Source organism: Streptomyces sp. LHD-70 (assembly GCF_031157275.1).
In the GTDB taxonomy this organism is placed as follows: domain Bacteria; phylum Actinomycetota; class Actinomycetes; order Streptomycetales; family Streptomycetaceae; genus Streptomyces.
In genome coordinates, this window is the sequence record NZ_JAVIFW010000044.1 from 1 (window position 1) to 21,590 (window position 21,590).

Annotated in this window: 18 protein-coding genes and 1 pseudogene; 13 read left to right on the forward strand and 6 right to left on the reverse strand. The window is 69.7% G+C overall.

Features of this window, described 5'->3' with window-relative positions:
• Positions 1-238 precede the first annotated feature (238 nt).
• Positions 239-463, reverse strand: coding sequence for a helix-turn-helix transcriptional regulator (locus RCO28_RS38730; RefSeq protein WP_308946103.1), 225 nt, complete (start codon positions 461-463; stop codon positions 239-241).
• Positions 464-977: 514 nt separating this feature from the next.
• Here RCO28_RS38730 and RCO28_RS38735 point away from each other — a divergent pair.
• Positions 978-3,881, forward strand: a complete 2,904-nt coding sequence (locus RCO28_RS38735) for a SpoIIE family protein phosphatase (protein WP_308946104.1) — start codon at positions 978-980, stop codon at positions 3,879-3,881.
• A gap of 431 nt (positions 3,882-4,312) precedes the next feature.
• Here RCO28_RS38735 and RCO28_RS38740 read toward each other — a convergent pair whose 3' ends face one another.
• Both RCO28_RS38740 and RCO28_RS38745 read right to left on the reverse strand, forming a co-directional pair.
• Positions 4,313-5,716 (reverse strand): hypothetical protein, encoded by a 1,404-nt coding sequence (locus RCO28_RS38740; RefSeq protein ID WP_308946105.1) that lies wholly within the window; start codon positions 5,714-5,716, stop codon positions 4,313-4,315.
• 1,132 nt (positions 5,717-6,848) lie between these two features.
• Positions 6,849-7,886, reverse strand: a complete 1,038-nt coding sequence (locus RCO28_RS38745; RefSeq protein WP_308946106.1) for a serine/threonine-protein kinase — start codon at positions 7,884-7,886, stop codon at positions 6,849-6,851.
• A gap of 390 nt (positions 7,887-8,276) precedes the next feature.
• On the opposite strand from RCO28_RS38745, the gene RCO28_RS38750 reads away from it, so the two are divergent.
• From RCO28_RS38750 to RCO28_RS38770, 5 genes are all read left to right on the forward strand, one after another.
• Positions 8,277-8,693, forward strand: a complete 417-nt coding sequence (locus RCO28_RS38750; RefSeq protein WP_308946107.1) for a hypothetical protein — start codon at positions 8,277-8,279, stop codon at positions 8,691-8,693.
• Positions 8,694-8,720: 27 nt separating this feature from the next.
• Positions 8,721-9,296: an ATP-binding protein gene (locus tag RCO28_RS38755; protein WP_308946118.1), complete on the forward strand. Its 576-nt coding sequence runs from the start codon at positions 8,721-8,723 to the stop codon at positions 9,294-9,296.
• A gap of 1,366 nt (positions 9,297-10,662) precedes the next feature.
• Positions 10,663-10,929, forward strand: a complete 267-nt coding sequence (locus RCO28_RS38760; RefSeq protein WP_308946119.1) for a tyrosine-type recombinase/integrase — start codon at positions 10,663-10,665, stop codon at positions 10,927-10,929.
• A gap of 83 nt (positions 10,930-11,012) precedes the next feature.
• Positions 11,013-11,315, forward strand: coding sequence for a helix-turn-helix transcriptional regulator (locus RCO28_RS38765; RefSeq protein WP_308946120.1), 303 nt, complete (start codon positions 11,013-11,015; stop codon positions 11,313-11,315).
• 455 nt (positions 11,316-11,770) lie between these two features.
• Positions 11,771-12,844: a hypothetical protein gene (locus RCO28_RS38770; RefSeq protein ID WP_308946108.1), complete on the forward strand. Its 1,074-nt coding sequence runs from the start codon at positions 11,771-11,773 to the stop codon at positions 12,842-12,844.
• A gap of 49 nt (positions 12,845-12,893) precedes the next feature.
• Here the strand turns inward: RCO28_RS38770 and RCO28_RS38775 are convergent, their stop codons facing one another.
• Positions 12,894-13,664, reverse strand: coding sequence for a transposase (locus tag RCO28_RS38775; protein ID WP_308946109.1), 771 nt, complete (start codon positions 13,662-13,664; stop codon positions 12,894-12,896).
• A gap of 99 nt (positions 13,665-13,763) precedes the next feature.
• On the opposite strand from RCO28_RS38775, the gene RCO28_RS38780 reads away from it, so the two are divergent.
• From RCO28_RS38780 to RCO28_RS38810, 7 genes are all read left to right on the forward strand, one after another.
• Positions 13,764-14,177: a hypothetical protein gene (locus RCO28_RS38780; RefSeq protein WP_308946110.1), complete on the forward strand. Its 414-nt coding sequence runs from the start codon at positions 13,764-13,766 to the stop codon at positions 14,175-14,177.
• 313 nt (positions 14,178-14,490) lie between these two features.
• Positions 14,491-14,814, forward strand: coding sequence for a hypothetical protein (locus tag RCO28_RS38785; protein WP_308946111.1), 324 nt, complete (start codon positions 14,491-14,493; stop codon positions 14,812-14,814).
• A gap of 102 nt (positions 14,815-14,916) precedes the next feature.
• Entirely contained in the window at positions 14,917-16,119 is a 1,203-nt protein-coding gene (locus tag RCO28_RS38790; RefSeq protein WP_308946112.1) for a putative T7SS-secreted protein, read from the forward strand.
• An 8-nt stretch (positions 16,120-16,127) separates the two neighbouring features.
• The gene (locus tag RCO28_RS38795; RefSeq protein ID WP_308946113.1) at positions 16,128-16,787 is read left to right on the forward strand and encodes a hypothetical protein; all 660 of its coding nucleotides are present in this window, start codon (positions 16,128-16,130) and stop codon (positions 16,785-16,787) included.
• 4 nt (positions 16,788-16,791) lie between these two features.
• Complete coding sequence (locus RCO28_RS38800; RefSeq protein WP_308946114.1) at positions 16,792-17,415, forward strand: hypothetical protein; 624 nt, start codon at positions 16,792-16,794, stop codon at positions 17,413-17,415.
• 153 nt (positions 17,416-17,568) lie between these two features.
• Complete coding sequence (locus RCO28_RS38805) at positions 17,569-18,222, forward strand: hypothetical protein (RefSeq protein WP_308946115.1); 654 nt, start codon at positions 17,569-17,571, stop codon at positions 18,220-18,222.
• A complete protein-coding gene (locus RCO28_RS38810; RefSeq protein ID WP_308946116.1) occupies positions 18,219-18,398 on the forward strand; it encodes a hypothetical protein in 180 nt (59 codons plus the stop codon). Before RCO28_RS38805 ends, RCO28_RS38810 begins: the two co-directional genes overlap by 4 nt.
• Positions 18,399-18,689: 291 nt before the next feature.
• On the opposite strand, the gene RCO28_RS38815 is transcribed toward RCO28_RS38810, so the two are convergent.
• Positions 18,690-20,504: a Helicase associated domain protein gene (locus RCO28_RS38815; protein ID WP_308946117.1), complete on the reverse strand. Its 1,815-nt coding sequence runs from the start codon at positions 20,502-20,504 to the stop codon at positions 18,690-18,692.
• 271 nt (positions 20,505-20,775) lie between these two features.
• A pseudogene (locus tag RCO28_RS38820) lies at positions 20,776-21,276 on the reverse strand (DEAD/DEAH box helicase family protein); the annotation flags it as partial.
• Between the last annotated feature and the right edge of the window lie 314 nt (positions 21,277-21,590).

Here is a 21,590-nt window from a genome sequence, read left to right on the forward strand (position 1 = left end):
ATGCCCACCGACGACCCGGTCATGAACGTCACGCGCAGCCGCCTCGGACGCCTCACCCGCCAAGGCTTCCTCACCCAACCCGGACGAGGCCGCTACCAGAAACGGACTTAACGACCTCTTATGTCCTCATGTCCTGGTCTGCGGTGTCTGCGGTGTCTGCGGTCGAGGAGGTGGTTGCCTCTGGTGGCGCGGCCGGGTGGGCTGGGGGTCGGGGGTGGGGTGGTGTGTTGGGTGGGTGTTAGAGGCCGAGGGTGATGGCGTGTCGGGTGAGTTGGGCGGTGGTGTTGGTGTGGAGTTTGGTGCGGATGCGGCGGAGGTAGGTGTCGATGGTGTGGGGGGAGAGGCCCATGTGGCGGGCTGTTTGCTGGTAGGTGTGTCCTGAGGTGATGTAGTGGAGGGTTTCGAGTTCGCGGGGGGTCAGGGTGGGTGTGGTGGGGGGTGTTGTGGTGGTTGCGGGGGCCATGGTGGTCTCCGGTGGGTCGGTCTGGTTGTCCCTGTTGACGCCCTCGGGAGCAGGGGAAAAGGTGCCTGGATTGCCTGGGTTGGGTTCTTTTGGCTGGTTTAAATAGGTTGGTGGGGTGAGGTCCTGGCGGTGTCTGGTGGTTGTCACAGGCGTGTCACGGCCGCTGTGTCGGGGGTGGGGCTGCGGGTTCTGGTGTACGGGGTGTGATCCCGCGCGGGATGGCCGGGTGCCGGGTGCCGGGTGCGTCGTTCCGGGGTTCCGGGGTTCCGGGGTTTCGGGGGGGCTGGGGCTGGGGCTGGGGCTGGGGCTGGGTTTCTGGGGCTGTGGGGCTGTGGGGCTGTGGGGCCGGTGGGTGGTGGGGGGCTGGCTGGGTTGGTGGTTGTCGTGGGTGAGGATGATGATGGTCGCAGGGGTCTGGGTGGTGTGGATCCCGAGAGGCGGCTGAGTGGTGAGCGAGGGTTCTGCCTTTCCTGGCGGTGAGTGGACGTGGGCGGGTGCTGCGTCGCTGTCCTGTATGGCCACGGTCGATGAGTGGGGCAGGGTGACGGGGTGGAGTGAGCGGGCTGCGCGGCTGCTGGGTTATGGGCCGGCTGAGGTGGTGGGGTATCCGGCTGCGCGGCTGCTGGCCGATGACGTCGATCCGGGTGTGTGGCGGGGTGTGGCCGGGCGGCGCAGGTGCAGTGTGGTGGTGGGGCTCAGGCATCGCGACGGCCGGCGTCTGGAGCGGCGGCTGCTCGCACACCGCCCGCCTTTTGACCGCCCGCCTTTTGACCGCCCGCCTGCTGACCGCCCGTCTTCTGGCCACGCGGCTTCTGGGCACGTGTCTTCCGATGATGTGGCTGCTGACCGTCCGTCTTCTGCTGACCGCCCGCCTTCCGATTACGCGGCTTCTGGCCGCGCGCTTTCCGATGATGTGGCTTCTGATCGTCCGTCTTCTGACTGTTCTTTTGGTGAGTGGTTGGTGGTGGCGGTGGATTCTGGGCCGGTGGCGCCTGCGGTGGAGGAGTTGGCCGAGTGGGTGTTTTGCCAGTCGCCGAGCATTCTTGGGGTTTTCGATGCGGATCTGCGGCTGGTGTGGGCCAACGTGGGTATGGAGCGTGCGTTGTCTTTGTCGCAGGAGGAGTTGCGGGGGTGGCGTCTGGCGGAGCTTGTGGCGCACCGGGTGAGTGATCAGGCGGAGGCTGGGATGCGTCAGGCGTTCGACAGTGGTGAGGTGCAGCATGTGGGGGCCTGTATCGGTCCGGCCGGGGTGGGTGCGGGGCAGGGCTGGCCGACCTCGCTTGCTCCGCTGCGGGACACGGGCGGGCGGATACGGGCGGTGTGTCTGACGGCGCACCACACGCCCGGTCGGTTTCTTTCCCGGCAGCGGAGGCTGCTGGAGGATCTGGCCCGTATCGCCGCTACCGGGGAGGTGCGGCATACCGCGCAGGAGCTGGCGGACGCCGCCACGGGCCGTCTGGCGGACTTCGCCGCGGTCGAACTCCTTCCCCAGCATCCGCCCGGCGCTTCCCGGGCCGACGTGCCCTGGGACAGGGTGGTGCTGGACCGGATCGCCGTACGGTCTGTGACCGGCCCGAGCCCGCCTGTGACGGTCGCCCCGCCGCAAGCCGCGCCGCAAGCCGCGCCGCAAGCCGGGCCGCAAGCCGCGCCGCAAGCCGGGCCGCAAGCCGGGCCGCATGCCGGGCCGCATGCCGGGCCGCATGCCGGGCCGCATGCCGGGCCGCATGCCGGGCCGCAAGCCGCGCCGCAAGCTCCGCCGCAGGCCGCGCCGCAGGCCGGGCCGCCAGCTGCGCCGCATGCCGGGCCGCAAGCTCCGCCGCAGGCCGCGCCGCAGGCCGGGCCGTCAGCTGCGCCGCATGCCGGGCCGCAAGCCGCGCCGCAAGCTCCGCCGCAGGCCGCGCCGCAGGCCGGGCCGCCAGCCGGGCCGCATGCTGCGCCGCAGGCCGGGCCGCATGCCGGGCCGCAGGCCGGGCCGTCAGCTGTTGGTTATCCGGTGCCTGCTTTTCTCGCGCGGTGTCTGGCTCAGGGCCGCGCGGCTGTCTTTGAGGCGGGTGATCCGGATCTGGCTGCGTGGGCGGCCCGTGATCCCCGGGCGGCCTGGATCCGTGAGCTGGGGACGCACACGGTGATGATGGTGCCCATCGCCGCTGGGGGCGGCCCGATCGGGGTGCTGTTGCTGGGCCGTCACCAGCGGCCGCAGCCCTTCGACGCGGATGACATGTGGCTGGCCGAGCAGCTCACCTTCCAGGCGGCTGAGACCATCGGCAGTACGCGCCGCCGTGCCCGTGACCACACGACCACGGTGACTCTGCAGCGCAGTCTGCTCCCGCAGACGCTTCCTGATCAGCAGGCTCTGGACGTCGCCACCCGGTATCTGCCTGCCGGTGACCGTCTCGGTGGTGTGGGCGGTGACTGGTTCGATGTCATCCCGTTGTCCGGTACGCGTGTAGCGGTGGTGGTGGGCGATGTGGTCGGCCACGGAATGCGTGCCTCGGCCACCATGGGCCGTCTGCGTACCGCGGTGCGCACTCTGGCCGATGTCGACCTGCCGCCCGATGAGCTGCTTACCCACCTCGACGATCTGGTCCTGCATCTGTCTGCCGACGAGGGCCCGGCCGGTGTGGCCGAGGGCGGCGCGGGTATCGGTACCACCTGCCTGTACGCGGTCTACGATCCCACCTCCCAGCGCCTGTCCCTGGCCAGGGCCGGTCACCCCCCGCCCGCCGTGGTCGCCCCGGGCGGCGCGGTGCGCTTCCTCGACGCACCTCCCGGTCCGCCCCTGGGCCTGGGCGGCCTGCCCTTTGAGACCTACGAGACCGAGCTGGCCGAAGGCAGCCTGATCGCCCTGTACACCGACGGCCTCCTCGAAATCCGCGACCACGACATCGACGACGCCCTGGACCGGCTGTTCTCCACCCTCGCCCGCCCGGCCGATGAACTGGACACCGTCTGCGACCGGGTCCTCACCTCCATGCTGACCCACCGCCCCGACGACGACATCGCCCTGCTCATCGCCCGTACCAGAGCACTCGAGGCCGACCGCATCGCCACCTGCGAGCTGGACTGCGCACCCACAGCCGTCGCCCAGGCACGCCACCTGGCCACCGGCCAGCTCCACGCCTGGCACCTGGACGAGGCCGCCTTCGTCACCGAACTCGTCGTCAGCGAACTCGTCACCAACGCCATCCGCTACGGCAGGCCCCCCATCCACCTGCGCCTGATCCACACAGGCCACACCCTGATCTGCGAAGTCTTCGACTCCAGCAACACATCCCCGCACCTGCGCCGCGCCCGGCTCTTCGACGAAGGAGGACGCGGCCTGCTCCTGGTCGGCCAGCTCACCCAGCGCTGGGGCACCCGGCACACGGCCATTGGCAAAACCGTCTGGGCCGAACAGTTCCTCACCGCTTCTGGCTGAAGCCCCCTGCGCGCCTCTTCGGCGCCTCCTGCCCACCAGTCGCGTGCCCGGGGCCCGCCCAGGGCGGGCACTCTCCCCGGCACCTGGCGGGCGCATGCCTGTGCCGGTGGGCCGTGCCCGGCGCAGCCCCACCGGCCCGTGCGGAACCGGCCTGCCCCACGGCGAGCACCTGCCGGGGAGGCGGAGCCCGGCGCGGGGCGCAGGGCGCGCGGGGCATCGCACGGGACGGGGCGGGGCAGGCCGGGGCGGGGCGGGTGGGCAGGCCGCGCGCAGGGCGACGGACCCGTGGGTGCGCGGTGTGCGGTGTGCTGTCGCGGCGGGCGTATTCCCGCAGCGGTGTGGACATGGGCGCGGGGCCCCCTGCTCCGGAGGGGCTCACACAGAGGGCGGGGCAAAGGCCGCTATGGCCTTTGCCCCGCCTTCACCGGGCCCTACAGGGCGTTGCCGCCGTCGCCGTTGGTGCCGCCGTTGCCGCCGGTGCCGTTGCCGCCGTCGCCGTTGGTGCCGCCGTTGCCGCCGGTGCCGTTGCCGCCGTCGCCGTTGGTGCCGCCGTTGCCGCCGGTTCCGTTGCCGCCGGTGCCGTTGCCGCCGTCGCCGTTGGTGCCGCCGTTGCCGCCGGTTCCGTTGCCGCCGGTTCCGTTGCCGCCGTCGCCGTTGGTGCCGCCGTTGCCGCCGTTGCCGCCGGTGCCGTTGCCGCCGGTGCCGTTGCCGCCGTCGCCGTTGGTGCCGCCGTTGCCGCCGGTGCCGTTGCCGCCGGTGCCGTTGCCGCCGTCGCCGTTGGTGCCGCCGTCGCCGTTGGTGCCGCCGTTGCCGCCGGTGCCGTTGCCGCCGGTGCCGTTGCCGCCGTCGCCGTTGGTGCCGCCGTTGCCGCCGGTGCCGTTGCCGCCGGTTCCGTTGCCGCCGTCGCCGTTGCCGCCGTCGCCGCCGTCCTCGTCCTTGTCGCCGTCCTCGTCCTTGTCTCCGGTCTCGTCCTCGTCCTTGTGCTCGTCCTTGTCTCCGGTCTCGTCCTTGATCTCGTCCTCGTCCTTGTCCTTGTCCTTTTCTTCTTCCTCTTCCTTGTCCTTGATCTTGTCCTTGATCTTGTCCTCGTGGCACCAGCGCTTCTCGTCCTCCCACCAGTGGTCGTGGTGGTCTACGGACTTCCAGTAGTGCTTGTTGTGCTGCTTGGCGAAGAAGTAGAAGTCCTTGTAGCTGTCCCAGAAGTACAGCTTCTGGTGCTTCACGATGATGTAGTAGACCTTGTACTTGTGGTGCCAGCGGAACTTCTTGCCACCCGCCCAGCAGGAGTTCTTCTCGTCGTGGTCGTTGGCCTCGTGGCCGCCGTTCCCGCCGTTCCCGCCGGTTCCGTTGCCGCCGGTGCCGTCGCCCCCGTGGCCGCCGTTCCCGCCGTTCCCGCCGGTTCCGTTCCCGCCGGTGCCGTCGCCGCCGTTCCCGCCGTCGCTGGTGCCGCCGTCGCTGGTGCCGTGGTCGCTGGTGTCGCTGCCGCCGTTCCCGCCGTCGCCGCCGGTGCCGTCGCCGCCGGTGCCGTCGCCCCCGTTGCCGCCGTCGCCGCCGTTGCCGCCGGTTCCGTTGCCGCCGGTGCCGTCGCCACCGTCGCCGCCGTTGCCGGGCTTGTGGTCCTTGTTGTGGTGCTTGCTCCAGCAGTAGTCCAGCTTGTCCTTGTCGTGCTGGGGAGGCATGGTCGTGGCCGACGTGGAGGACATCGGGGCCGCTGTCGCGGCAGTGGCCGGCAGGATGACACCTCCGGCCAGGACGACAGCCGACGCCGCTGCAGTGGCCAGAGCCAGCGGGCGCTTGGAGCGGTGGGTACCAGGGGTGGGGGTCGTGGTGTTCATGATTCCTCCTGAGGCGGGAAGGGTGCTTGTGCGGGGTCTGCGGCCTCGTTGTCGGCTGTGGTGCTTTCCGGTGGGGCCGCTCAACCAGTAGGCCCGTTTTGGTCCGTTTTGGTCACGTTCCGAGGGTTCGTGGCTTGACGAATGCAAAGAAGTCGAGTAAAGCCACGCAAGACTGGGTTCCAGTCACCTCTGCCCTGCACAAAGACCGCCCAGAGCCGCAGATCCGCCGCCATTCACGCCCCCGACATACCCCTCGGCGTGGCATACGCGAAAGGTGTGCGGCCCCAGCCCGACGGCAGGGCCACCCACCGCCGGCAAAAGGGGCGGCGCGCGCTGCGCCGCCCGGAAGTCTCCGCGCCGCCCCGGGGCGGCGCGGAGCAGAAGGCCGGGCGGTGAGGGGCGGCGGGGGCAAGCAACTGCGCAGCCACGGCCGCCCGATGCCCTTCCGTAGGCCCCGGACCGGGACGTGAACAAGCGGCCGCCTTGTCGCGGCCGGCGGTGAACTGCCCTGTCCGGCAAGCCGGACGGCGCGGACACGCATCCGCCGGACAGGCCCCCGGGCCGGGCCCGCGCATCACCGGCGGCAAAGACTCATGCCGGTGCCGGCCGCCGGCACATGTCTGACCGCGATCCCCGTGATCCCCGCGATCCCCGTGCCCGCCGTGCCCGCCGTGGACCGTGACGCCCTGAACGACCCCCACGCGTAGGGATGTTGAACGGCGCAGGCGCCCAACTGGGCCTTCCCAGCGAGGTGTTGCAGAATCGCCCGCGCTCCTGCAGCCGGCACGGGCACCCCCACCGGGCAGCAGGGCCCGCCCGGCCCGCGGCTGGCAAACGTGAAACGCTCACCGGCAAACGGCGCGTGAAGACACCCCACGCATGCGGCCGCTGCCCGCCCGCACCCCGCCCGGCCGCACCCCGCCTGGCCGCGCCCCGCCATCGCTCGCCCGCCCCCGCCATCGCCCGCCCCCGTCCGCGCCGCCACGGCAACGGCCGTGCCGGCCCGGACGTACGCACCCAAGGACCGTCCTGCGCCAGATGTCCGCCCGCGTGTCCGCTGGGGGAAGGAAAGGGGGGAGGGAAAGGGGCAGGAGCCGCCGCGGCGCAGAGCCCCGGTGGCCCGCACCTCCACTCAGTGGCCGGGCGGGCCGACGAAAACCGGCCGGGCCCAGAGCGGCGGATCGGGCAGCGGCCCGGCGCCCCTGTGGTCCAGCCGAGTCGGTGCCCGCGCCGCTGTCCCACCGCCCCGCCCCGCATCGCCCCGCCCCGCATCGCCCCGCCCCGCACCGCTCTGGGCCGCCGCGCGCAGGGCCGCCACGAACTGAACGCAAGAGCTGTAACGATCCTCGGGAGCCTTGGCCAGCGCCCGGGCCAGTACCTCGTCCATCGCCGCTGCCGCGCCCGGGCACCTCTCGCTCAGGGCGGGCGGGGTGTCGTACTGATGAGCCCACAGAAGTTCCATGGCGTCATCGCGCCTGAACGGCGGCTGGCCCGCGAGGGTTTCGTAGACGACACAGGCAAGGCTGTACAGATCGCACCTGCCGTCCACCGGGCGGCCCGCGATCTGCTCCGGCGCCACATAATCCAGCGTGCCGACAAACTCACCCACGGACGTGAACCCGGTCAGCGACAAAGACTTCTTCGTCAGCCCGAAATCCGTGAGATAGACATGCTCGGGGTGATCACTGTCCGTGCCCCGGGCCACCAGCACATTGCCCGGCTTGACATCACGGTGCACCAACTCACGTTCATGGGCCGCACCCAGAGCGGACGCCACCTGAGCGGCGATACGCAACGCGGCGGGAACCGGCAGCGGCCCGTCCCGGTCGAGCAGAGCCCGCAAATCCGGCCCCGGCACATACCGCATGGCGATATACAGCACACCGTCCGCCTCACCGGCCTCGAAGATCGGCACGATGTGAGGATGATCCAGCGAGGCCGCCACCCGCTGCTCGTGCGCGAACCGACGGCGGAAGGTGTCATTGCGGACCATGTCCTCGGTCAGCAGCTTCAGCGCCACCGTACGCTGCAGACGCAGATCCCTCGCCCGGTACACCACGGCCATCCCGCCCCGCCCGAGCTCACTCTCCACCTGATAGCCCGCGATCTGCGCCCCGATCAGCTCACCCGCCCGGCCCGCGAACGCCTCCCCACCGCTGACCGCACCCATCACGCCCCCCGCGCCCGCACACCCCCGGCTCCGATGCCGCTCGAGCCCCACCCCCACAACACCAAACCGGCAAAACAGTCATCCATGAACAAATTCTATCCAACGGTCCCTTCCAGGCCACGACCAGAACCCGACGCGACCCACTGCCCCCCACAGCACCTGCCACCGCCCTGCCCACACCCCGATGAACAACCCCCACACCGGGCCGACCACCCCCGCGCACTGCACGTACGGGCGACGGCGGACACAAAGACCAGCCGGCCCCCAAACCTCCTCGGGCACCGACACCCCGCCACACGGCCGACGACGCCGGCCACGCCCCGCCACCACCGCGACCGTGGCGCACCAATCCCAGAGCTGGGCGGGAACGTGAAGGCCTTGCACCGCTGGATGGCCGACCATGCCGATCAGGTGCTTGATGCTCTGGGACGGGACCGGTTGCCGTCGTTGACGACGCTGCATGAGGCGGTGAACCGTGAACGCCGTGCGGGGCGTGTCCTTGACCTTCCCCGTCCTGGCTACGCCCGGGTCGATCCGGCCGCCTACGACCGTGCGCTGGCCGAGCTGGCCCTGCCGGGCACGGTCGGTGAGGCCGGTCAGGCGCTCGCTGACCCCGACCCGAAGGACGGAGCCGAGAGCGCCGAGACGACAGGTACCTCTCCGTTCACCGAAGGCAGCGTGCGTCTGTATGTGCCGGGCGCGCATGTCGTGGCGACACGGCAGCTCGGCGAGGTGACCGAGGTCCCTCACCCACACCATCGCCGCAAGTGGCATTGCGTGCGTGTACGGGGATACCGGGCACGGTAAGAGGTCGCGGCCCACCAGGCGCTGCGCCTGCTCCCACGCCGCACCCCGGTACACCGTGCGGTGGTGTCGGTGAAGCCCGCTTTGCCGCAGCTGCGGGCTGCGCTGCTGACCGCGTTCGGCTTGCCGGCCACGTCGTTGACGAACCGCACGGACACAGCCGACCGCGCGCTGATCGATGCCTTGAAGACGCCGGGGGCGCTGGTCATCGATGACGTGCAGCGCATCGCCGCTCCGGAGTTGGACTACCTGCGCTTGCTCGTGGACGCGCCCACCACCCAGACGTCCCTCGTGCTGTGCGGCGCGGGCGCCGAGCGTACTCTCGCGCGTGCTCCCGCGCTGGCCTCCCGGGTCCTGACCTGGCAACAGGTACCCCGCCTGGACACCGAGCAAGTCCCCACCGTGCTCCGTCTGTTCCACCCACTGTGGGACACCGCGGCAGACGCTGACCTGCTGCACGCCGATGCCACCTGCGCACGGGGCAACTTCCGTACCTGGGCGAAGATCACCTCCCACAGGTACGCGGCCCTCGCCCGCGCCCCCGAGACGGTGGTGGACCAAGCTCTGCTGTCGCGTGCCTGTTCCCGCCTCGGCCCCACCCCCTGACCAACCACACCCACTCCCGGGCCCAAGGGATCTCCCATGACCGGGACCACCCCCGACCACAGCGCCTCTGAACCGTCACGACCACAGCCCGAACCCGTCCTGGACACCGCGTCGTTGACCGCGCTGCGCGCCCCGGCCGTACGCCGCCTCCTCACCCTGCGCTCCCAGCGCCTCCTCACCCGCATCCACGTGCACACCACCGCCCAGTGCCTGAACGTCTCGGACCGCACCGTGTGGCGGTGGCTCGCCGAAGCCACCACCACACCCACCTCTGCCGCCCGCCCGGGAGCCCGCCGCACCGGCCGGTTCGAGATCACCCCCGAGATCCGGGTGCTGCTCGCGTACTGGCACGGCAACGCCTCCGCAGTCCACCGCGAACTCGCCGCCCGCGCCCGTACCGCCGCCGACACCGACCCGTCCGAGGCGACCGCCACCCCACCGAGCACCGCCCCCTGCCCGCCGCGGCCCGCCGCAACTGTTCCGGGCGGCGCCCCACCCGCATCCGTACCGCTACTGGACCCTGTCCCGTCGCTGCCGACGTTCCTGCGCGCCCTGCGCCGGGACCTCACACCAGGTGAGCGGACCGGCTACCGCCACGGCCCTGAGACCGCCCGCGCCCTGGACGTGTTCGCCAAACGCCCCCGCACCTGGCGCAACCACGTCTGGGAGGCCGATCACGTCCAGGCCCCGCTGCGCGTCGATGCCGACGGCGACCTCGTCGCTCCCCACGTCACATGGTTCATCGACTGCGCGACCAAAGCCATCACCGGCCTCGCCATCACCCCAGGCACGCCCACCCGTGCCTCGGTCCTGACCGCACTGCGCTCCGCCATCCTGCGCACCGCCCCCTACGGCCCCTTCGGCGGCCTGCCCGAACACGTCCGCTTCGACCGCGGCCGCGACTTCCTCTCCCGCACCGTCACCACCGCGCTGACCGCGATCGACGCGGACATCACCGTCCTGCCGCCCTACAGCCCCCACCTGAAGGGCAGCATCGAGAACCTCAACCACAGCGTCTCGCGCATGCTGTTCACGGCCCTGCCCGGCTACACCCCCAAGAAGCCGCGCCGCCGCCCCGACCGCCGCCCCGAAACTGCCCCACCCCTGTCGTTCACGGCGTTCACCGAGCACCTGCTGGCCTGGGCACGGTGGTGGAACACCGAACACCGCCCCGCCGAACTGCACGGCGCCACCCCGCTCCAGGCATGGCAGGCCGACCCGACCCCCCTCAACGAGATCCCCGCACAGGACGTGTGGACGTTCACGCTCGAGGACGACGGCCGCACCCGCACCATCACCAGCCACGGCATCCGCCCCCTGTTCCCCGACTACATCGCCGCTGTTCTGCGATGCCCACGGCCAGCCGCTGAAGGCGGAGACCGTACGCGACCGCCTCTCCCGCCTCCTGGACACCGAAGGCCGCAGCGAGGACGACCGGTTCACCCCGCACGACCTGCGCCGCGCCTGCGCAACACACCACTACGAACAGGGCATGGACCTGCTCACCGTCCAGCAGCTCCTCGGACACACGCACATCGCCTCAACCATGGCCTACGTCCGGCCCTGCCTGACCTTCGTCGAGGACGCCTGGCGCCGCGCCACGACCACCGCCCTCACCGGCCTGGCCGGCTGACCCCCGGAGCCCCCATGACAACACCCCCTCTCCACGCCGTTGAACCCTCCGCCCCGCCGCCCGACGTGGAGTGGAAGCTACGCATGACCGCGGCACAGCGCGGCATCTGGACCGGCACCCAACTGCGCCACCTCCTGGCCGAACGCGCCGGCCTGGAGCTGTCCGCAGCATCGGTGTCCGCCCTGTTCACCAAGCAGCCCTCCCAGGTGAAGCTGTCCACCCTGGCCGCGCTGTGCGCCGCCCTCGACTGCACCCCCGGCGAACTGCTGACCCTGCGCGAATCCACCGAGCCCTCAACCCCTCCGCCGCGTCCAGACCCCGCCCCGGCCCGGCAGCCTTCACAGCAACAGCCCGTGCCCCGCCACCGATCTCTCCCACCGCTATGACCGCACCCAACCCAGCCGCGAACGCAAGGGCGGCCGACGCGGGCTCGCGGAGTCCCGCCCCCCTCGCTGCCGCGCCCCGGCGGGCCAAGGACACCTGTCCGTCCTGCCACTGCCTGCGCTGGCTTCGCCCCGACACCGGCCGCTGCGCCTGGTGCTCACGCACCTGCACCCTCTGCGGCGCTCCACGACGATCCGCCCAGGACCTGTGCGCCGTATGCCGACACCGCGCGTCAGGCCGACCGGCACGGGGCCCCTGCCAGCACTGCGGGCGCCGACGCACCCTCGACACAGCGACTCGACGGTGCCGGATCTGTACCGATCCCGCCAGCGCACCGTCCCCGGCATCCTGCGAACGCTGCGGCACCAGCGGCCAGTGGGCCAAGGGCCTGTGTAAACGCTGCTACGAGCACTCACCCCACACCGTCATCACCCGCGCAACCGGCTGGGCCGAGCGCATGCCCGCCACACCATCCTGGTGGAGCGACTTCGCCGCGCACCTCGCCGATCACCGCCACCCCATCTACGCGGCCGATGTCGTCGCCACCACCGCACGCCTGATCATTGCGACCACCACCAGCGACCCCCGCGCACTGCTCGCCCACGCCCACAGCAACGCACCCGAACTCATCGGAGCGCTCACCGACTTCTTCCGCACCCACAGCCACCTCGCCCCACCACCAGGTCTTGCCGACCGGCGCGCAGCAGCCCGCCGTACCCGCCGCATCAAGGCCACCCCCACCCAACTGCGTTCCCAGGTCGCCGAGTTCGCCGACTTCCTGCTGCTCCAGCGCGAGCAAGCCCAGCAGCTCGGACTGCACCCCAACGAACTGAAGACCATCGAGATCCGCCTGGACACCATCCGCGACCTAGCCCTCCACCTCCACCCCGAGGGACACAGGAGCTGGGCGAGCGTCACCACCGCCGACCTGGAGTCCTTCCTCGCCCGGACTCCGGCCCGCCGCGCCTCCCACCTCGCAGGAATGCGTCAGTTCTTCGCCCACGCCCACCGCTCCAAGGCCATCCTCCACAACCCCACCAACCCGATAACTGCCGTGCAACAAAGGGGATTTCACGGACCCACCCTCACCCCCTCCCGGCAGCGCACCCTGTACGAACGATGGGCCACCAACCACGACATCCACCCACACGAAGCCTTCATCGGCCTCGCCGCCCTCCTCCACGCAGCAACCATCACCGAGCTACGCCAGCTCACCGACGCCGACATCAACCCTCACCGCCAGAGCGTCCGGTTCCCCGGCAGATCAGTGCACCTCCCACTGGACACCGCGACCTGGAAAGCGCTGCAACGCTGCCAAGAGCACCGGCAACGACTCGGTACGAACAACCCCCACCTGCTCGTCACCCGGCTCACCCGAACACACCACGGACCTGCTGGCGCCGCCCACATCCGCGACAGCCTCGCACCCGTCAGCCTCCTGCCGCGCATCCTGCGCTCCACACGTCTGCTCGCTCTCGCAGGCGAACTCGACGCCAAGATCCTCACCGTCTCCCTAAGGGTTGTCCCGTAAATGATCTTTGAGTCGCCTCGGGCATGGCGGGCGGCAGTGCGAGCCGCTCCTATCCGCCGAGGGCGAGGTTGTGCATCCGGGCGATGCCGAGCATGGCGTGGTGGACACCGTCGCCTTTGAGGCGGCAGTCGCGGAGGATCTTCCAGGTCTTCATACGGGCGAATACGTGCTCGACACGGGCGCGGATCTGCTTGTGGGACTTGTTGTGTTCTTCTTTCCAGTCCGGGAGTTCGGTCTGGCCGCGTTCGCGGCGGTGCGGGATGACGAGTCCGGTTCCCGGGTAGCCGCCGTCGGCGATCGTGGTGGTCTTGCCGACGGCGGCTTTGGCGCCGGATTCCTCCCACGCCTTGCAGTCGTTGCGATTCCCGGCGAGCGGCTGGCCGACCACGACGACCAGGCGTGTGTCGGCGTCGATGACGACCTGGTGGTTGGTGGAGTACCGGCAGTTCTTCGACCGCTCGGCGATGGTGTGGTCGCGGGTGGGGACCAGCGTGCCGTCCACGATGAGCACTGCGTCCTTGGCGAACCGCTTGCGGGGCTGGAGGGCGAGCATCGGTCCCAGGTGGTCGATGATGCGGTCGGCCGCCGACTTCGACACCCCGAACAGCGGCGCGAGCTGGCGCATGGTCAAGTTCGTTCGCCAGTACGCCGCGACCAGCAGTGCCCGATCCTCCAGCGGAAGGCTCCACGGCCGGCCCTTGCGGACCGCGTCCGCGTCCTCACGACGCAGCATCGTCACCAGCTTGCCGAACTGCCTCGGGCTCAGCCCGGTGAACGGGGCTATCCAGGACGGCTCCGACGCCGTGATCACACCAGCCACGGCAAGATCGTCCCACCTTGAACACGCTCCGGGCCCGCCAGCCTCTGGCGGGACACATCTCAGTCGCCCGCACGGATTCGGCATGAGAGCCTCACGCCCGTGGCGACTGAAATCGAGGTAGGAGAGCTGTTGCACCAGCGCGGCTGGCGGACGGCATTCACGGTCGCTGAGAGAGTGAACGCGTGGGCCACGCTGGTGAGCGCCATCGAGCGCGGCTACGGCGACGACATCTACGAGTACACCAACGACCTCTACTGCCGAAACTGGCTGCACGAGGCGTGGCTCCTGCTGGACGAACACATCGTCCAACTCTGGACCCCGCAGATCAAAGTTCTGGACGACCGGTACAAGGCCGCGACCATCGACGACGACGGCCAAGCACTCGGCCAGTTCCACAGGCTGCCCGGTCCCGACCTGTGGTGGTGGCGGCGACACCCCCGCATCCTCACCCGAGACCTCGGACGTTCGCTTCACTCGGCTGGTGCCGTCGGCACCGACCCGGACACCGCATGACCCTCAGCCTCGCGGGATTACGGGACAACCCTTAGGCATGTCTTACGCAGGAGTCGCTCACTACCACCCCACCCCGATCCTCACCAAGCCGATGTGACGAGTCAGCGGGCTAGGCTTCTTCGTCTCCTGCTGGGGTGTTCAGCCCCTTTTACGACCCTGCTCTTCGCGGCTCGGGACCAGCGCGTAGGGTCGGTGCTCCGTTTTGTTCGAGCCACGGGGGTGGATGATGACGGCGTCTTTGCCGGGGACGTTCCGCGTCGATGTACAGCAGCTCAGCTCGCTTGCGGGCCGGCTCGATGAGTGTGCGTCCGAGATGAAGTCCGCGGGATACAAGATGGAGCAGGCCTCGGTCCATGACATCGGGCATGGTGGGCTCGAGGTGCGGTGCGGCGAGTTCAGGGACGCGTGGAAGTACGGCATCGGCCAGCTGGCGAAGCTGACCGACGCGATCCGCGGCGGAGTACAGACGACCGCGTCGAACTACGCGGAAGCCGAACGCCGCATCGCCGACGTATTCCAGCAAGGAGGCCCCGGCGCGGCGTCGACAGGTGGCGGCGGGGCAGCCGCGCCGAGCGGAGTGGGCGCAGGCGAGGAAGCGCGCGCCCGCAGCTACAGCATGGCCGACGACTTCGGGTGACGGGCCGGCCACAGCCGACCCGCATCACGACCAGCCGGTGCACGGAAAGCTCGGCCCGCAGTGCCCTGCCCTCTCCATCTCCCGTAATTTCTGGAGCAGTTCATGACGACCCCTGCCCCGGCCGGCCCGGGCGGATCCTTCCCCGCGCTCGGTTTCGACCCCGCGCCCGGCCAACCGGCCGCGGTCACCACCCTGGCCCAGGACATCCACGGCACCTACACCAAACTCAAGGCCGCCGACGACGTCCTGACCGGCATCATCAAGGGCACCGGCGGCTGGACCGGAATCGCGGCCGACGCGTTCACCGCCAAGGTCCGTGAACTGCCGAAGGTCCTGGGCGAAGCCACAGGAAGCTTTCAACGGGCCTCCCATGCGCTCACGGACTGGCAGGACCGCCTGGCCACCATGAAGCAGCAGGCGCACGAGCACGAGAACCGAGCCCACCAGGCGCGCACCCGGCTCCGCGACGCCGAGATGAACCCCGACCTGAACATCAGCGGCACCTTCCCCCCGGACGAGGCCGCGCAGATGCAGCGCCGGATCGACGCCGCAGCCGAACAGGTCAACGCCGCCTCACGCGACCTCGAGGCGATCATCACCGAGGCGCGTGAACTCCTCACCCGCCACGACGAGATCGCCGAGACCGTCGCCCAGCAGATACAGAAGGCCTGCGAACAGGCCCCCGACGAACCCGGCTTCTGGGACCGCCTCATGGACGGCCTCGAGTCCCTCATCGAAGCCCACGCCCATCTCGCCAACCAGGTATGGGACTGGGTCAAGGATCACAAGAACGCCATCTCCGCCATCGGGGACGTCTTCTCCGCCGTCAGCACCGTGACGGCCATCGGCGGCCTCTGCTTCCCGCCGGCTGCACCCTTCCTGAACACGATCTCCGGAGTCACGGCAGGCGTCGCGCTCGGCCTGCATCTCACGGCACGGGCGGCTGGTGCCGAAGTCAGTGACAGGACCATCTGGGAGGACGGCCTCGGGGTCGTCTCCTTCGGCCTGGGCGGCGCTGCCGCAAAAATCGGACGCACGGGAGCGGAACTCACCGAAGCCGTCGTCAAGGGCATCTCGACGGGCGCCGGCATCGAATCGGTCGGCATGACCATCGAGGACTACATCGCCGACAGCACGGCCGTGAAGTACTTCCTCCCGCAGAACACGACAGAAGCCATCGTCGTGGGAGGCGCCAACGCCTTCCCTGGCGGCAGCGCGGTCGTCGGCCTCGGCATGGCCTTCAAACATGCCTGGGAAGCCGGCAGCGCGAAAGACAAGGCCGCCGCCGACGAACAGGGAGAGTGACCAAGGCCGTGTCCACACTGATGTGGCTCCTGGCAGCGGCCGGAGCGTTCGCCTTCGCCATCGCGGCCCTGGTCTGGTCGATCACAGAACTGGGCGGATCAAAACGGACCCAGGAACGCCGCAGAGCCGAACTCGTCCAATCCCTCGACGGCCGCCCCGAGGTCCGCATCCGGGTCTACGGCACCGGCATGACACCGGCCCAGACGGTGTGGCTCGCCGAACAGTACGGCTACCGGGTCTTCGAATGGCCCCAGAGCCGCGGCATCGACGTCTACGTGACCATGCGACGCGTCGCCCCACCAGCCGTCGGACCCTTCCCTACCCCGCCCCGGCCCCTGCAGCCCACAGAGCCAGGCGCACCCGCACCCCCGCACCCCGCGGCGATGGCCCCCCTGCCCCACCCCACGCCAGCAGACCAGCAACGGATCGCCCACGACCTGCACAACGCCCAGCTCGGCGGCGACCACCTGCTACGGGCCTTCGCCCTGTGCGCCATCGGCGTCATCTGCCTGATCACGGCCATGACGAGGTACACCGACGGACAGTCCTACGCCGTCGCCACCGCCCTGGGCGCCGCCTTCGTCGTAGCGGGCGTGACGGTATTCGCCTGGGGACGACGCGCACGCCGAAAGCTCAACAGGCCCGACGACACAGCCCATCGGAGCTAGCACCATGAAGGTCACCTTCAAGATCCCCCCGATATTCCAGCCCTTCACGCCCAGCTCCGACGCCGAGAGCACACGCGCCGAAGCCCTTGCCCGCATGGCCGACTGGACCACACAGACAGCACAGAGCGAACTCGACGAGCTGGCCGACACCTACAGCCAAACAGCGGCCCTGCTCGACTCAGCCGGCGTCTTCTACGCAGCAACCTGCCTCACAGAGTTCCACGGAGAACTGTCCTCCGGCACGCTCACCATGGCGAGTACACCGCTCTCCTACAACGACGCCCGCACCGCAACGGCCGGAATCGCCGAGATCCTCGATGCGACGCCCTCGCGCGAGCGCTACATCACCGTGCTGCCCATGCCATGCGGCCAAGTCACGCTCGCCATCGACCAGTCGGCAGCACTGCGCATACCCGCCCAGTTCTCCCGCACCGGCGAAGACATCCCCATCAACGTGGCCCAGCTCCAAGCGTTCATCCCCGTCCCCGCAGAGAAGATCCCCGGAGCGCAGGAACTCATCACCGTGACCTTCTCAACGCCGAGCACGCACCACTGGGAGGAGTACTGCGCCATCCTGGCAGAGCTGCTGAGGAGCCTGGACTTCGGACCTGCCATGACTTCCGCGTAACTCGATTCCGCCGTGGTCAGGATCAGCTCCGCTGAGACGGCCGCCGAAGGCGTCCAGGCAGGGCTCCAGAACCTTCAAAGAGCCAAGGAAGGAAGGGAGTTCACAATGTACGACGCCGCGGCGGCCGAGCAGTGACCACACGTTGAGGAAGTCATGGAAAGCGCCACACCCCTGCTGATGCCCCTCCTCCTCATCGGAGCAATGGCCGTCGTACTGGCCCTGATCGTCTGGACGTTCATCGACTTCCGGCGCGAGCACGTGGGGACGCGGGCCCTGCGCAAGCAGCGCCAGTACGACATGATGCACGCATTCGACGGCAGGCCCGAAGTGGTCGTCCGCTACAGCGGCAGCGGCATGTCGATCGAAGAGATCGTCTGGTACGGCAGGCAGCGCGGCTACGACCTCTACTGCCTCCAGGGAACCGGACAGAGCGCCAGGCACCTGGTGATGCGGCGCCTGCCGCAGCCGTGGCCGCCCCCTCCCGCACTCCAACAAGTCCCCCCTCGCCCCGAGGACCTCGCCGCGATCAGAGCCGACGTCTACCGGACGATCAACCCGGAAGGCATGTGGGTCCTCGTCGGGGCCCTCATCGCAGGCGCCGCCGGCGTCGGGTCCTCGACCATCGACACCTACCGCGCACAGGAAGGCATCCCCACCGGGCCAGTCGTCACCGCCGTGCTGCTCCTGCTCGCCCTGGGCGTCGCCCTGCTCGGGCGAAGAGCCCTGAAAAGGAGAAGCCGCCGGTTCACGCCGACGGGCAGCCAAACCAACACGCCCCCCGCGGGGCAAGCCGGAGGAACGCAGTGAACGTCAGCATCTCGACTCCGCCCGACCGCATCCTGAACGAAGCCCTCGCCACCGGCGGGGACGCCAAGCACCTCAGCGAGATGTTCGGCATCAGCCTCCGCGCCGCCCGGCGCTACACCACCGTCCTGGGCCACCCCGGCCTCAGCGACCCCGACCTCCGCACCCCCATGCCCTGAGAAACACGAACGACGGCAACCCACCCCGCGTCGACGTCGACTCCTCGGAGGCGCGGCAGGAGGGCCGCGCCAACACTCACTGGTCGCCGAACCGATCGATACAACCGGCATGCTCGACGCGCCTCGTCAGCACCCAAGCCCTGCTCACCGCCTGCGAGATCACCGACACCATCGACGCCCGGCGCCATGATGTGCGTCCACGGCGGCGCCGGGTTCGGCATGGCCATGGCCGTCACCAGCTGCCCGCGCGCTCGAACCCGACGACAGAATCAGTTCGGCCCCTGACACTTCTCACCAGCGCATGCCGAGCTGATCCAGATCACCATGGCGCTCAGCGGTGAGCTTCTCAGCCCGGCGGCGTACGTTCGCGATCCACATACCCAACGCGACGGGCACCGCGCCCTCGGCGGTGGTCTCACGCCCCGAAGCGGCCGGGCCCGCGTCTTCGACGGGCACCTGTTCGACGTGCTTCCTCGGGACGTTCAAGTGCCCTTCCTGTGCGTGGTACTGCCGGGCCGCGGCGAGGTTGAGATTCCACTTGTGATCCTGCGTGCGCCGTACAGGCCGCTCGTCCTCGCCCGCGGGCTCCAGACCGAGGACGTGTCCCAGCAACCACGCCTGCGCGGTAAGCAGCTGGCCCCAGCCGTGCCGCTGTGCCTGCACCCACCTCCCCAGGTCCTCGCCTTGGACGACGACTTGACCAGGCTCGGCCGGCACACTGCCCCCTGCCCTGAGGTGCATCCGCACGAGACGAAAGACGCGCTGCCAAGCAATGTCCCAGGCCGGGGACCACTCGGGATCGATCTCCTCGAGCGCCTCGCGCCGCGACTCGGGCAACGCGCCAGCCTCCGAGCCGACTGATTCGCCGGCCTGGCGCCGCGCCTCGAGTTCGTCGGCGAGTTTCGCTGCGGCGCGCTGGTTCTTGGCCCAGTTCCCGACCGGGTAGCCGTTCCAAACCGCGCCCACCGGCGGGAGGAAGTGCCCGTGCTCCAAAGCCCATTCACGTGCGGCGGCGAGGCCTTCGGCGAACGCGATGTTCTGGTGGGACCACACCATCCCCAACTCATCCAGCTCTCCGACGCGTTCGCTGTCCAGGCGTCCGGTTCTGTAGGTCTTGCGCTGGGTGGCCAGCCACGTCCCGAGCGGAAAACCGGCCGGGGACCAGGTATCGGGGGTGACGTAGTCGTAGGGCACACGCAACTGGGCGGCGCCGGTCTCTTTCACGTACCGCGCGCAGGCCTCGATCCCACGCCGCCAGTACTCGTTCTCCGGCTCCAGGACCCGCAGCCTCACGAACCGCGCCAGCTGCACAGGATCCCGCGGCGAGGAGAACTTCAGCAGCTCCCGCGCCCCCGCACTGACCCGGCCACCCGTCTCGTCGCCACCCAGGCCATCGACGTCATCCCCGAATGCAGCCTCACTCTCGACGGACGGCCCGTCCTCGACATCCTCATCCTTCCAACTGCCGCTGCGTGGCCGGGAGTCGGCGAGAGCTTCGATCGTGTCGGAGTCGTGGGCCCGCAAAGCTTCCAAGATCTTGGCCAGGGCGCCGTAGGCCGGAGAAGTGAGCATGTCGTCGGGATTCTCACCCTCGGCGAGAAATACCGGAACGATCAAAGAGGCGACTTTTACTTGCCCTGGCTTCATTCGAAGTGCGCGGCCGACCATTTGCACGATATCGACCATCGATCCGCGCACATCGCAGAATGCAACCGAGTCCGCGATCGTGTCGACACCTTCCCCAAGGACCTTCACCGAGGCCAGTACGCGCAGCGCCGCCGGCAGCAACTCCTGCTCCCGCTCCCGACCCGCTGCGGCCCGCTCGCCCTGATCCTCGGTTTCGATGACATCGGAGGCGAACTCCTCCAGCACCACGCGCCGGTGGGCGGGCGAATGCTCCCCGTACAGCCAGTCCGCCCGCACCCGCTCAGGGTGCGGGTAGGTCTGCGGGGCGTCCTCCCACAGACCCGCCGCAGCATCCGGGATACCTGTCGCCATGGCTTCGGCCTCGGCCACGCGGGAGTGAAAGGTGAGCAGCTTGCGCACGTTCTCCCGCGCCGCCGCAGTCAGCACCCCGGCCTGCAGCGCGGCCAGCCGCCCCCCCACGCACCCGCCCGGTGCCCGAACCCAGCTGCGCCCGCTGCCCGTACTCCGGATCACAAATGTCCACGCACACGACCTGATACGGCGCGATCAGCCCCCGCCCGATCGCCTCCGACAATGTCAGCTTGTAGGCCACGGGCCCGAAGACGGGGGAGTCCTCGCTCATACTCGCCACCAACCGCGGCACCGACCGCCCCCCGACCGCTTCCCACACCCGAGGCGTCGCCGTCATATAGAGCCTGCGTGCTGCGGGGATCTTCTGCTGGTCATGCACCGCCGCCCAGGGCTTGAGCCCGTCCCCGCTCGTGCGGTGCGCCTCATCCACGACCACCAGGTCCCACGCCGCTAGGCCGGCCGTATTCGCGCGCTGGAGAACACCCTGCCCGACCGACGCGTACGTTGCGAACACTGTCACCGTGTCCAAGTCCCGTGTCCACGCGATGAGTTCACCCACATCCGTGGTGCACGGCATACCCTGGGACTCCTCGGCGCGCAGCGAGCACACCCCCACCATCGCCCCGGACCGGCCGCCATCGCGCCGCCAAGCGGTCGCCGTCTGAACCAGCAGATCCAACGTCGGCATCAGCACCAAAACCCTCCGCACGCCGAGACGTTGAGCGGTCACGGCGGCGATCAGGGTCTTGCCGGAACCGGTGGCAGCGATGACCTGCGCACGCAGCCCTTGGGGCGGCGGATGTCCGGTGGTGGGGGACTGCAGAGCACGCAGGATGGCGTCCACGGCCTCGATCTGGTGCGGACGCAGTTCACGGGACATCGTGGTTTCTCTTTCTCTGGCCGGGTTTTGATGGTGCTTCTGTTCCGGTATTCCGTAGGGTGCTTGAGGGTATTTCAGCCGGGCTATCTGGATGGCCAGTTGGGGGTCTCGGTGGAGCCGGTCCCTCCTAAGGGGGTGTACCTGTCCACTCCATAAGATAGCTGGGCCCTAAGTTTGACGCACAAGGGTTGACGGGTACGATCTGCATCGACCGGCCAGGTCGACTAGATGTCGCATAGTGACCGGTCGCTCCACTTCCAGCAGTTAGAGGGAACTTCTGGCCCCGGATGGGACAGACAGCGCACGCCCCCCCC